Source organism: Butyrivibrio hungatei (genome assembly GCF_001858005.1).
Taxonomy (GTDB): domain Bacteria; phylum Bacillota; class Clostridia; order Lachnospirales; family Lachnospiraceae; genus Butyrivibrio; species Butyrivibrio hungatei.
This window is the reverse complement of sequence record NZ_CP017831.1, coordinates 1370952-1384192: the sequence shown is the minus strand read 5'-3', so window position 1 is coordinate 1384192 and position 13241 is coordinate 1370952. Positions and strand designations below refer to the sequence as shown.

The following is a 13241-nucleotide window of genomic DNA, read 5'->3' as shown; positions in this document are numbered from 1 at the left end:
ACTAGTATTATTTTCTCTAAGCTACAACTTTTGATTTGTCGACTTGTTTTACAAATGAAACAAATTCATCTTGTAATTCTTTTGGCGGCATAATAATTGGATACCCTCCTATCAAAGACTTACTCAAAGCCCTCTTATCAGTACCGCCTTTACTTGTCCGTTTAATAAAACTCTGGTAATCATCAAGATTTAGCAAAGCATTTACAAACTCACTATTCATCGAATCAATTAAACGTACACGCATAATATTATTACTATAGTTTGCGCAATCATTTTCTCCGCGATAAACAGAAACACGTCCCAAACTGCTATCTTTTGTATAGTACCTACCAATTTTAGTAATTAGCAAATCTCCCGTATGAAGTGAAGTATCATAATAATGCTCATGATTTATCTCATGAGAAATATAAACAGAATCATCCAACCTAAACTCATTCCGCCATACATTTTGGATCCTCAAGAACAATACATCGCCTTCAGATTCATAATAGTCAGGATCAACATTACTTCCATCAATCATTGACTCCGATAAATCTTTCAACTCACTAACATTCCACTTCTCATTACCAAAAGGTAAACCAAACATCTCGACAAATCGGGCTTTGATAAGTTCATCCAGTAAATCCAATTCTCTTTGTCGTTCTTGAATAACACTATTTACACCGTCCAAAATAGTGATAATACGATCTTGTTCTTCAAGGTTACGAACATCTATCTGTACTTTCTTAAGGTAACCTGCTGAAATATTAGGCTGTGCTCCACCTACACCATCACTAATAAATTTTTGCTTCTTACTTCTAAGGAAGTAGTATAAATATTCTGGTTTTACATCTTTACTTGGCTTAAAAGCTGCACACGCTTGGTTTGTACAAGCATCAAGTTTAAGTATGGAAGTGGCTCCTATAGTAGCCCCATACATAGCGATAAGTACTGTCCCTGGCTCATACATCTTTGCAGATGAATTCTTTAATCCCTCTTCCGTAATACAATCTTCAACAGAAAATAAGTACTCTTCTTTTAAATCACCTGTCTTAACCCACGGTATTTCTCCACCATAGTATTCTGGATGCGCCTTAGATGGGGTTCCACCAGACCCTATCTCAAAAATATCTCCTAATGTTGTTTTCATATCATCCCTACAAATCTCAATTTGCAGAAATAATACAAATCAAATTTTAATTTTATACTCTTGCGGTATGCTTCCTAAACTAAAGGATTCAATACCTGTCTCTGTCATTGTCATTTCTCCAATTTGAATATCTAACCCATTTTTATCAATAAGATTTTTAATAACATCTATTGATTCTTTTGAAGCATTTGCACCTATGTGTATTTTACTCATCTTTAAAGATAGATATATAGGATCTGAAGATTCATCTAATTTAATAGCTCTCCATTCATTTTCAAAGCTCCATGCCCTTTGTTTTATCAATGAATTAACTATAGCACCAAATCCTCTCTGTCTAACATTTGGAATATATTTATATTCACTTACCTCTCGTCGAAGAGGATATATCACAGGCAAAAATACTACGTTTTTAGGAAAACTAAAATCTTCAAATTTATATTCAGCACAAATTCCAGTATGCTTATTAGCATAGTAATACCACATAGGAATATTCTTTTTGTCAGTTGAAAAGCATGTAACTCTAATATGTTTTTGCGAATAATCGTTACATACGTCGATTAATCCACGATTAACACCTCGCTGTATATCATTATCATCAATCAAGTAACGTCCCTCATATACATCATCAAAATCGGATAGTTTTGACATATATATTTTCTTATTGATTATCTCTGTTAATGTATACTCATTAAACGGTCTATATCTATAAAATTTTTTATTTTTTTTAACATCACATTCTTCAAAGAGTTTATGAAAATAATTCATCATTGAAATGTCATCGACATCATGTGAGGAAATATATTCTCGAAATAGCTCTTTGTATCTTTTTTTAGTATTCTCCATCCTACTCCCAACCATTAGCTAATATATTTGCTATGTGAAATCTTTACATTATTCTGATTCACCATCGCATATTGCATCGTAGTATCAATCTGAGAATGTCCTAATATTTTTTGTACCTGTTCTATCGGCATCCCTTTATCAATTGCTCTCGTAGCCATTGTTCTTCTAAACTTATGCGGATGAATCCTATTAAGGTTAATACTTCTCCCCAAAGTTCGTATTCTAATCTCAACTCCACTAATCTTTAACCTATTATGAGGAGCATCTAGTGAGACAAATAAAGCATCATTATCGTCATTTCTACTCCTAATGTATTTTTGTAAATGCAATTTTGCCTTCGCATCAAAGTAAACTCTGCGTTCTTTTCCCCCTTTTCCAAAAACAACGCACTCTCTTGCCTCAAAGTCTATATCTTTTTTATCGAGATTAACCAATTCTCCCACACGAATGCCAGTAGAATACAACAAGTCAATCATTGCAAGATCTCGATTACATCTACACTTATCACGAAGTTTTTCAATATCCTCGTCTGTTATTATTTCTTTTACTTGCTGATTAGTTTTTATTTTATGTATCCTTTTCATAGGACTTTTCAGAATATAGTTTTCTTCCTCAAGCCATGAAAAGAAGCTAGATATATTCCTTCTTACATTATCTACTGTAACCTTACTGCAATTATTTATCTTTTGATAATCTGAGAGATAACATCGCATATCTTCAGTTGTAATTTTTCTTACAGGTGCACTAACTATAGCCAACATTTTTTCTATCGTTGTTTTATAGAATTTTATTGTTCTATCAGAACATCCCTCTATTGTTTTTGCATCCAAAAACATCTGGAGATAGTTATCATTGGATATTTCTTTCCTGCAAGTAGAATTTGATGAAAAAATACGAAGCATTACTTCTTGTAACTTTCTCATCTGCGTCAATGATAAATATTCCGACATCTCATTTAAAACAGTTGCTAACTTTTCTTCCATGTTGGCATCTCCTTTCAAAGATACCAACACTCCTGCAACCACATTGTATTTTTACCATAGTATTCTTAAATTCTAAATTTACAATAGTATCCCAATAATCTGAAAAATGCTTCCCACCACTATAAAAAGCATTCCTTTTATCACTTGGCGCTTCTGCAACTCAAACGCTTCCGATTTATGATCCTCATTGTAAGCTGTTCCTATTTCGGCTATATCAGTAACTAATACAGACCACACACTCCAAATTGTACCAATGGCTACCATTATAATTCCAAGTACTGATAATACTTTATTCATATTTATCCAAAATACTCCTGCATTAAACTATCAAACAATTTCTGTGTCTCATCTAATGACTTCTGCACTACAACTTTTGATTTGTCGACTTGTTTTACAAACTCAGAAAATGCTTTCTGCTCCTCCATAGGAGGAATCAAGAATAAATACTTCTTCTGAGCTGTGATGGGAACCTGATTCCTTGTAGTCTGCTTCATTTCACTAGAATACTGCATCACGAATCCATCACTCTTCATATATGTCGCAAGATATTCTGGCATTATACTCTCTTTATTACATCTATATGCTGTTAGAGATGTGCTCAATATCACCTTGGGTTCCGTTGTATGCAGCACAACAGTGGGACCAACAGTAGCATTATGCGCAAATAGGACATCCTCATTTTGCGCAATTCCCTTTCTAAGCTTTCCTGCACGTTCTACCGTAAGATACTTTGCTAATGAAAAATCTATTTCGCCATTTGAAATACAATTTGCTCCTATATATGGAACTCCTTCCGAAACAAATTCCTCACTTCTTGGATAATCCCCACCATGGTTTCCATCTAAATGATACGTAATATCTCCAGCATCAATCAGATCCTGTAAAGTATCTACTCTATAACCTTTTGGGTTCTCAACAGGATCTCCAAACATCTCGACAAATCGGGCTTTGATAAGGTCGTCTAATTGCTGCAATTCTATTCGTCTGTCATCTATTATTCCTGCCAATTTTTCAAGAACAGTGCTAATATGCTGCTGCTCTTGATATGAATACTTTGGAACAAGAGCGGATCTAACAATCTTGTCACTAACTGCAGGATAACTTGCTCCTGTGGCTTGAGACACCATATCATCTATAAAGGGCTTAGATTTGCAAAAATTTAATATAAATCTAGGATCCACATCATCTTTACTCTCTAAAACGCAAAAGCCTGTAGAAGCAACAGACACATTAGGAGTATCCTCTTCAAGTAGAGCTACCGCGTTAAGATTCGGTCTCACTGTCGAAACCAAAATATTCCCCCGCTTTACAGCCTTACGTGCTCTGCTTGGAGCTTCGCCAAATGTGATTGTCTGATAACCTGTAACCTTCTTGGTTTCATTATCCACAGAAGAAATATCTATGTAATCAATAAGCGTATCTTCATCTTCTTTTATCTGTCCAGCACTCGGCTTACATAAGTCGCCTAACTTTATTTTTTCCATCTATCATCCCTACAAATCTCAATTTATTTTTCTTCTAATAATTTCTTTAACTCTGCAAACTCAGTCTGAATTTCTGACTCGATTGCTTCGATTTTACTCATTATTACTTCTGTTGGTTCATACTCAACCTTTTCATAGACAACTTCTTTATATTTGTTGATTGAAAGATCATAATCATTAGCAACTATATCCTCTACTGGAACAAAGAAGCTCTGGTCAGTTTTCTTTCTATCTGCTTCTGCATCAAGATTATTGAATCTGCTGATAATATCAGGAATATCATTATCAGAAATTTCCTGCCTCTTATCATCAAGGCTGTAGCCATCAGCTTTCATATCATAGAACCAAACTTTATCTGTTCCGCCACTTCCAGTCTTAGTGAATACTAGAATAGCTGTAGATACTCCAGCGTATGGTTTGAACACTCCACTAGGCATTGATATAACTGCATCAAGCTTGTTGTTTTCTATGAGTTCTTTTCTAATCTGCTTGTGAGCATTACTTGAACCAAAGAGAACTCCATCAGGTACAATAACTGCAGCACGTCCACCCTTCTTAAGTATTCTAAGGAATAAAGCAAGGAATAAAAGCTCTGTTTTCTTAGTCTTTGTTACTTTCAAAAGATCTGCAGATACAGCTTCATAATCAAGACTTCCCTTGAAAGGTGGATTTGCAAGTACCAATGTATATTTTTCTGTATCAGTATTCTGTTCAGACAAGCTATCACGATAGGATATGTTAGGATTCTCAACACCGTGAAGAAGCATGTTCATAGCACCGATGCGAAGCATTGTTCTATCCATGTCGTTACCATAGAACATATCGTTATTGAAATGATCTCGCTTCTTGGCGTCAAGGAACATATCTGCATGATTCTCACGAAGATATTTCTGCGCTGCAATAAGAAAACCAGCTGATCCCATTGCTGGATCGATTATCACGTCATCTGGCTGTGGTTTTGTAAGCTTAACCATCATTTCAATAATGTGTCTAGGAGTTCTAAACTGACCATTTGTACCAGCTGTTGCAACCTTAGAAAGAAGGTACTCATAAAGATCTCCCTTAGTATCCTCGTCGCCAAGCTCAAGCTGGTCGATTCCATCTACAATCTTAGTAAGCATCGCAGCTGTTGGAATCTTGAAGATAGCATCTCCCATGTATTTAGAATATGCTGAATCACCATCTTGATGAAGGTTTTTAATAAATGGAAACACTCCATTAGTCATAAGGCTATACATTTCGTCAGCTGAACCAAGGTTTTTGAACTTGCTCCATCTATATTTCTGGCAGTCTCCAGGAAACATTGGTTCATAAGGCACTCCTAGGAAGTTTGCTTCATTTTCTTTATTAGTTTCTACATCATCAAGCTGCTTAATAAATAAAAGATATGTAAACTGTTCGATAACATCTAATGGATTTGTAATTCCACCTGTCCAGAAAGTTTCCCATATCTTATCAATCTTATTCTTTAATTCACCTGTAATCATTACTTATTATCCTCTTTCTAATTTATTACAGTTAGTGCCTACAATAATCTGTTTAATTAATTACAAATTATCAACAAAAACTAAGGTAGTCACCAAATTTAATTATAACATTTTGTAATATTTTTGTCCGCAAGAATCCTATGTTTTTAGGGTAACGCAGCATATGTCCTATAAATCCCCCACTAAAAAGTCAGCTGTTACCCTTACATATACAAATACAAATAATCAATTATCCACTTTACCTCAGTAATTTTGATAATGGCGCTGTTAAATAATCTGACTACAGTTTGTACCATCTTACCTACATTACTCAAAACCGAAAATTTAAAAGCATTTTTCTTTTCTAATATTTAGATTCGAGTAAGACACTTTTCCCTTTTTTGAGGAATTACTTCTAACTTCCTAACTGGATTCCAGATATGAAAATCCAAGATTTTTTGAAACATACAAAAAAAGACACCTGCCTCACAATGGCAAGTGCCTTATAAGATTCTATGAAATTTTTTAAGCAATCACATCAACCGCCAAACCAACTGTTAATTGTATTTCCTAGCTCTTTTCCTTTATTTTCCCAGTACTCAGTATCCTCTAATTTTTTATTGAATTTATCCGTTTTTTCGTGGACATCTTTTCTAACATCTTCTTTCTTTTTATCCCAGTCTATATTTTCTAAATAATCTTTCCACTCATCCGTCTTCTTCTGAGCATAGCCTTCTGGATCATTATTTATACCATCAATCAGTTCATTATATTCATCAAGGAACCCATCCAGCTTTGGCGCATTTGCTCCAACAAGATCCGCTCCTGAATCGATTATAGCCTGCGCGGCACTAATTGCTGCTTGAGCTGTAGCATCAGCTGCTGCCTTAGCCACTTTTCCAACAATATGGCTTTCGCATCTTGTCAGATCGTAAACATCATTAGTACTTGTGCCCCCATAGGCTATCATGTACCCATCAATAAAGCTATATGTTCTTGGGCATGTACTTTTAAGATAACCAGCACACTCTACATACTCTCTAAATGCTTCTGCAAAATACTCGCCAGCATCTGACATTGCATAGTCATTGCTACCACCGTCAAAGCAACTCTTCTCATTCGCATAAATATCCTGAAATAGCGCACTATCCGATGCCATTCCTTTAGAATAATCAAAGTAATGTCCAAATTCGTGATTCATAGCTCCGCCCGCATCAGTATTAGAAAGAATAATCATTCTCGATAATGAATGTGTAAAACCTGCCACATATCCGCCACCGACAGTTCCACCAAGTGCAGCGCTTGCAAGATTGACAGAAGCTACATCTTTTATCAGAATTTCCCATCCTTCCGATTCAAACTGAGCTCGAAGTGAACTTGGAATCATATTGTAATACTTCTCTGCTTCTGCTGAAGCATCGGCATCGTTCGATTCTGAGATAGGGCATGACGCATAAGCGGTTACACTACTGATACTAACAAGCAATAATGAACATAAAAATATTAAGATTGTTTTCATCTTCTTCATAGGCTTCACCTCGTGACCTTATTATGAAGTAAAGTGATAGGAATAACCATTAAATTATCATTAAGATTCAATTAATCACATTTTATAGTTATTTCTTAGAATTCTGACAATAGCTTCTTCTCCATATTTCTGCTCTCTACTCAAAACTATTGCTTTAGCTTTTTACAAACTCTGCAACCTCTACCACCACTTCTATGATTCAGTGTATCCCGCCATTCATTTCCACATATAGCACAGCGCCAATTAATTATTGTCGACTGACCACGTGTTACTTCTGTTGGCTTTAGGCTATTCTTTGTGGGATGCCAATCCGCTGCAATATCCGGGTCAGTAGTCGCAAGATCATTTATACCCGCAACAACAACTCTATTAGAACAGCAAGGACAACCTTTTCCATTCGCCCTATTATAAACTTGTGCATCCCATCTATATGTACATTTATGGCATACCCAGGATACACTATCATGGCAGCCTACTCCAATTTTGGTAGGATCGATATCTTTATTACTCTTATAGTCCCAATCTAACTCTAGCTCCGGTCGTACAGTAAGTAAGTCATTGAATCCACGGATAATAATCTTTCCAGAGCAAAAAGGACAACCATTTTTGTAATCTCTTGTCCGATTACATATTGCTGTTTCCCACCTATATCCACACACATGACAACGCCAGGTAACCACCTCTCCACTACCATTTGTATAATACTCCGGACCATGTTCATTTAATTGATAATCCCAATCAAGTAAGCATATTTCTTTATCTATGCTTTCCCGCTTTGCTAAAATATTCTGCTTTCTTGTTTTCATCCTGACCGGATTTGCGCATTCATTACAGCCATGTCCCTTAGATCTGTTAGCTATCGGAGCTCTCCACTCATTCCCACATTTCGAGCATAGCCACCATACCTTTTCTGGACTTCCCGGAGTAAATAAATCCGGAGTCAACTTTCCATTTTTTGTTGGATGCCATTCTTTTGCAACTTCAGGATAAAGATAATCCAGTGAATCCTCCAGCCGTAGGGTCTTGTATTCCAAAATTTCAGCCTTGTCTTTATCAATATCTACTACTGGTAATCTAGCTCCTCCCATAATCAAAAACTTAAGGTATTCAGTTATATACATGTTCAATAGCTTATTATCACATTTTCTGGGAATATACCAAGTTCTATCAGAAGTATCAGTAAATCCTTTAAAATCTCCCTCTTTAATACGAAAGAGGCGAATATTGTGTTCCTTGCAAATTTTGTATTTTCTTTCCTCTCTTGCCAGCACATCTTTGTCTTTCTTGTCATGCCAAAAGATGCCATCGTATTCAATTCCTGTATTGATAGATGGAATGAAAATGTCTAATTCCATCTGATTATCAAATATAGCTTTGTAGCTATTTACTGCATCCGGATATACCTTTTTTGTATAATAGAAAAAACATTGCTCTGGAAAAGATGTAGCTAATCCTCGTGAACAAATTATACACCCCTGTCCAGCTACTCGAAGGTAGATAGCCTTAGTATAGTGATGACCTTTGGGGCAAATCCAATTAACACGTTTGTTAGATTGTAATACAACAGTAGATGGATCAATTGTATTTGTGTCAAAATCCCACTCAGACATTAAATCAGGTCGTTGTGACTTCAGATCATTATATCCAGGCCACGCCTTCTTATTTGCACAGTAGGGGCAGTTAGAACCTCTTCCAACTCGATGACATATATCCGCATCCCAATTATGCCCTTTAGTACAAATCCAATTGGCTTTTTTTCCGCTTCCCAGAGTCAACTTGTTAGGATCGAGTCCTCTTTTTTCATTTTCTTCCCAATTCCATTCTTTCATAAGGCGCTCAATGGAACTGACACATTCTTTATATCTATTCATAAGTACATCACCCAAATCAAACAGAACGGTTCTCTCCCCTTTAAAACTACAATTCTATTCTACTACAAAAATAAAGACTATAATCCGGATAGTTCATGATGCGGACTCTTACAGATACATATTTCATGAGACTTGATTAAACTATAAATTCACAAGTTATGTTATAATAAAACATATAGTACAAAAAGGAAAACTAATAGTATGTCATCACTCAATCTTGTAGATCTAATAAATGCAGCTGGTATACCACTAGACAATCTTTTAGTCATTAGACACTCTTTTAATAAAAAAGAAACTTCCACTATCTGGGATAAAAATGACCGTTCTAACTTCTATGAATATCAAAGCATTCAGCCAACAGCAGACTTCTTCAAAAATAAGAAATACATCTTATCTTTTATAGCAGATGGCAAAACGCATTCACGTTTTGTTGGATGCTTTGAAATTGTAGGACTATATCCTGCTTCAAAAGTTGAAAGACTTCCATCATTCCCAAATCAGGATTATTACGATAGACCAGGACACATATATTTTAAAATGGAATTATCCGATTATATGAAAGACCTTATTGATCGTCTTGTTATCGATTGGGGAGCTGGAACAATTGGATATGTGCAGTACTCTCTTGCTGCACTTCAAAAGAAAACTGTCGTTTCCATCTATCCTGATAGTAAGCATGTTTTTCCAGGATATAATCGCGTTGTATGGGATTTTACTACAATGCAAGAATACCTGACACATTCTGATCAGTATGAAGAAATTGCTAACGCTTTAAAAGAAGTCTATGCAATCTATCTTGTTGTAGACTCACAAACCGGAAAATACTATGTAGGATCTGCTTATGGAAAGGATGGATTATTTGGTCGCTGGTTAACTTATGCAAACACCAACGGAACCGGTGGTGGCTCTAAAACAGATGAGGAAGGAAATAAAGGCGTAGTTGAATATCTAAAAGAAAATCCAAAAGCATACCTAAACTTCCAATATAGCATCTTAGAAGTCATCCATAAAACTGGTATCAATGAAAAAGATATACAAGCTACATTAGAAGCTGAAAAAGTATGGAAACAAAAACTGTGCACACTAAAGACATCATGGGGGCTAAACAGAAACTAACTGGTGCATCTTTAACAATGAGGAACGTAGATGAACTATGAAAAAGAACTAACTCAAAATATGAAAGATGAATTGAAGCGTAATAACCTAGTTGCTTCAATGAACGATTATGAAACTCGTAAAAATCATTTAATAGATATTAACGACGGATTTCATAATGTGCTAGATTTTATACCTGACTTTATAATGATAGACCTACTAAAAGAATATGAACTCGAATGTTTTAGCGCATATCAAAACATTGATGAGTTTGCGGAAGGAATACTTGGATATAAGCATGGAAATGTTCAGTTAATGAGGAAATTAGCTAGACATTTTTACATTTTCAATCCACAAACAAAAGAATTTGAATTAGATTACGATTTTATGGATTATAGTTCATCACAACTAGAGAAAATGTCAGCATGGAGTAAGCAAGAATTACTTGAAGCAGACATTAATCCATCCATGACAGTTTATGAAATTGATGCTAGAGTTCGTGAGAACGGCAAAAATAGCAGTGTTCGAGTTACAGATGAAGAAATCAAGGTTATAGAAAAATACAGATTTGTGGATGATGAAATTAAAAACAAGATAAAGTCATTGCTAAATTTACAGTAATATAATTAGTACATAAAATCATTCTTAAACTATATGCATTGGTGTCATTTTTAAACATAAATAAAAAGCGAGGAAATGTATATGAAATGTAGTAAGTGTGGAACTGAACTAGAAAATGGTGTTTCATTTTGCAAAGAATGTGGGGCAAAAGTAATAACGTCTCAAAACTATTGTAGTAAATGTGGAGCTAAACTTGAAGAAAATGCTAAATTCTGTTCTTCTTGTGGGGCAAGTGTTACTTCTATCCATACTAATAAAGTTCAGAATAACAAAAAAATAAATTATCAAAAACAACTAACTGACACAGAAAAAGCAAATCTGAAGATTCCAAAAAAAAATTTCTTATACGCAATCATTGTAGCTGTCCTCCTTCTCCTTATTATTCTTTTACCTCATATTTTTAGAACTTCATATTCGAATAAAACCACTTCTACAAATGAAACAACTTCATCTCAAGAAGAAGCTTCCATAGCACTTCCAGAATATGTCGTTGGTACATATGTCGGAGAAAATAAAAGTGTACTAACGTTTTTTGGAGATGGAACTGCAGATTATTATTATCAGCCTGATTATTCAGAGTGTACCACTAACCACAAGTGGCGCTATGAAAACAACAAAATAATATGGATGTTTTCTAAAGACGCTGAAATATATGCAAATATTTCAAATAACAATGTTTCTCTTTTGTATTTTCAGTGTGATAATCCACTTAAATGGACTAATGAAAAATATAATAAAGTATCTGATATTGCGACTCATTGGACTACTAACGAATGTGATCAAATTCTGTTAGGTAATATTCCTTCTGACAGCTCACCTTCAAATGCATTAGTATCTAACTCTGCATCATCCGAGGCAGTTCAACCGCAAAAAGATATTTGGGACTTAACAGGAAGTTGGTGTGAAGATTCTGTATCAGAAGGTTTATCGGGTATGGCTGCTTTTATTTCCGACTCAGAAATCACTGTCTTTTGGGTAAGTGATAATTCATATATTCGAACTCCTTTTTGGATTGGAACATATGAAACCGAAGTCAATAGTGACTCATTTTCATGGACATCCTATAGGAACGAAAATGAAAGTAAAAAATGTCCATATCATTCACAAGATGATGAAAAGGTTTTCAACTATAACAACGGTGTATTAACATTTTCCTCATCTTTAGGAGAAAAATCTCTGACAAGATCAGATATTGATTTTTCAGTTGATTATCATGAAACACCTCTTTATGCTGAATCATCCACATGTGAAGTTGGAGGCATAATTCTAAATATACCTAAGTCATTTGGGTTATTTTCAAAAGAAACAAAAGAGAATTCCGAAAATTTAAGATATATATCATCAGATGGTATACTCATAATTCAGTATTTAAAAGATGACAAAATGGACACCACAAAGCTTAGTGATTCAAAATATGTGTCATACTTTGATACAGCAACAAAATCAATAATTGATGGAATGGCAAAAAAAATAGATAATTATGAAATACTAGAAGATAAAAATCTAGAAAAAGGACTTGGTTTAGCTCATACATGTACTATAAAAAGTTCAAGTGATGATTCTATTGATTCCTACACTTACATAGGAACTATAGGTATTAAAGAATTAAATACATTTATAACTATACTCATGCAAACCAATGATTCGAATACTTCTGAATATGCATCAAACTATGAAAAAATAATAAAGAACACAAAAATCACAAAAGAAGCTAATACTACTGTTGCTTTAGCACCACTGACTTCGCAAGAAGACAAAATATCACAAACCACTTTTTACAAACCTGCCTCATATCCAGAATACACTAACATAAGAAGTTTTGTACTTCCTTATATTTCAGTAAAAAATGGTGTAGGAACGCTACACCTAAAGGCTAACTACTATGGAAATGATTGGGTATTTTGGGATACTCTAATTTTTGCTATCGATGAAGAAAGATATGAAATGAAAATCGATTTATTCGATTCAACTGATACAGATGTTGATGGACGAGCTAAAGTGGTGGAAAATTATGATTTTTGCCCATTAGAAGATACAGATATAAAAATATTAGATAAAATCATAAAATCCAAAGAAACTATTATTCGATTTAAAGGTAATAATAAGTATTATGATATGACAATTACCGAAGAAGACAAGCAGGCAATTAAAGACATTGTAACAGCCTATAGAAACTTAAACTAATGCATTGAAAAGGCACTACTCTCTATGAAGAATAGTG

General features: G+C 34.6%; 11 protein-coding genes. 3 read left to right on the top strand and 8 right to left on the bottom strand.

Translation table 11 applies throughout. From position 1 onward, the window contains the following. Positions 1 to 16 precede the first annotated feature (16 nt). From bhn_RS06545 to bhn_RS06510, 8 genes are all read right to left on the bottom strand, one after another. Positions 17 to 1129, bottom strand: a complete 1113-nt coding sequence (locus bhn_RS06545) for a restriction endonuclease subunit S (RefSeq protein WP_071175938.1) — start codon at positions 1127 to 1129, stop codon at positions 17 to 19. Between the two features lie 39 nt (positions 1130 to 1168). Next, complete coding sequence (locus tag bhn_RS06540; protein WP_161487305.1) at positions 1169 to 1972, bottom strand: DUF2971 domain-containing protein; 804 nt, start codon at positions 1970 to 1972, stop codon at positions 1169 to 1171. A gap of 14 nt (positions 1973 to 1986) precedes the next feature. Further along, complete coding sequence (xerA, locus tag bhn_RS06535) at positions 1987 to 2955, bottom strand: site-specific tyrosine recombinase/integron integrase (protein ID WP_071175936.1); 969 nt, start codon at positions 2953 to 2955, stop codon at positions 1987 to 1989. Positions 2956 to 3033: 78 nt separating this feature from the next. Then, positions 3034 to 3252 (bottom strand): hypothetical protein, encoded by a 219-nt coding sequence (locus tag bhn_RS06530; RefSeq protein ID WP_071175935.1) that lies wholly within the window; start codon positions 3250 to 3252, stop codon positions 3034 to 3036. A 2-nt stretch (positions 3253 to 3254) separates the two neighbouring features. Next, on the bottom strand, positions 3255 to 4439 hold the full coding sequence (locus bhn_RS06525) for a restriction endonuclease subunit S (RefSeq protein WP_071175934.1): 1185 nt from the start codon (positions 4437 to 4439) through the stop codon (positions 3255 to 3257). A 23-nt stretch (positions 4440 to 4462) separates the two neighbouring features. Next, entirely contained in the window at positions 4463 to 5926 is a 1464-nt protein-coding gene (locus bhn_RS06520) for a type I restriction-modification system subunit M (RefSeq protein ID WP_071175933.1), read from the bottom strand. Positions 5927 to 6443: 517 nt separating this feature from the next. Further along, positions 6444 to 7433, bottom strand: a complete 990-nt coding sequence (locus bhn_RS06515) for an anthrax toxin lethal factor-related metalloendopeptidase (protein ID WP_071175932.1) — start codon at positions 7431 to 7433, stop codon at positions 6444 to 6446. 146 nt (positions 7434 to 7579) lie between these two features. Next, a complete protein-coding gene (locus bhn_RS06510) occupies positions 7580 to 9262 on the bottom strand; it encodes a zinc-ribbon domain-containing protein (RefSeq protein ID WP_161487304.1) in 1683 nt (560 codons plus the stop codon). 243 nt (positions 9263 to 9505) lie between these two features. Here bhn_RS06510 and bhn_RS06505 point away from each other — a divergent pair, with 243 nt between their 5' ends. From bhn_RS06505 to bhn_RS06495, 3 genes are all read left to right on the top strand, one after another. After that, complete coding sequence (locus bhn_RS06505) at positions 9506 to 10420, top strand: GIY-YIG nuclease family protein (RefSeq protein ID WP_071175930.1); 915 nt, start codon at positions 9506 to 9508, stop codon at positions 10418 to 10420. 30 nt (positions 10421 to 10450) lie between these two features. Continuing rightward, complete coding sequence (locus bhn_RS06500; RefSeq protein ID WP_071175929.1) at positions 10451 to 11020, top strand: hypothetical protein; 570 nt, start codon at positions 10451 to 10453, stop codon at positions 11018 to 11020. An 81-nt stretch (positions 11021 to 11101) separates the two neighbouring features. Then, entirely contained in the window at positions 11102 to 13204 is a 2103-nt protein-coding gene (locus bhn_RS06495; protein WP_071175928.1) for a zinc ribbon domain-containing protein, read from the top strand. Positions 13205 to 13241 lie beyond the last annotated feature (37 nt).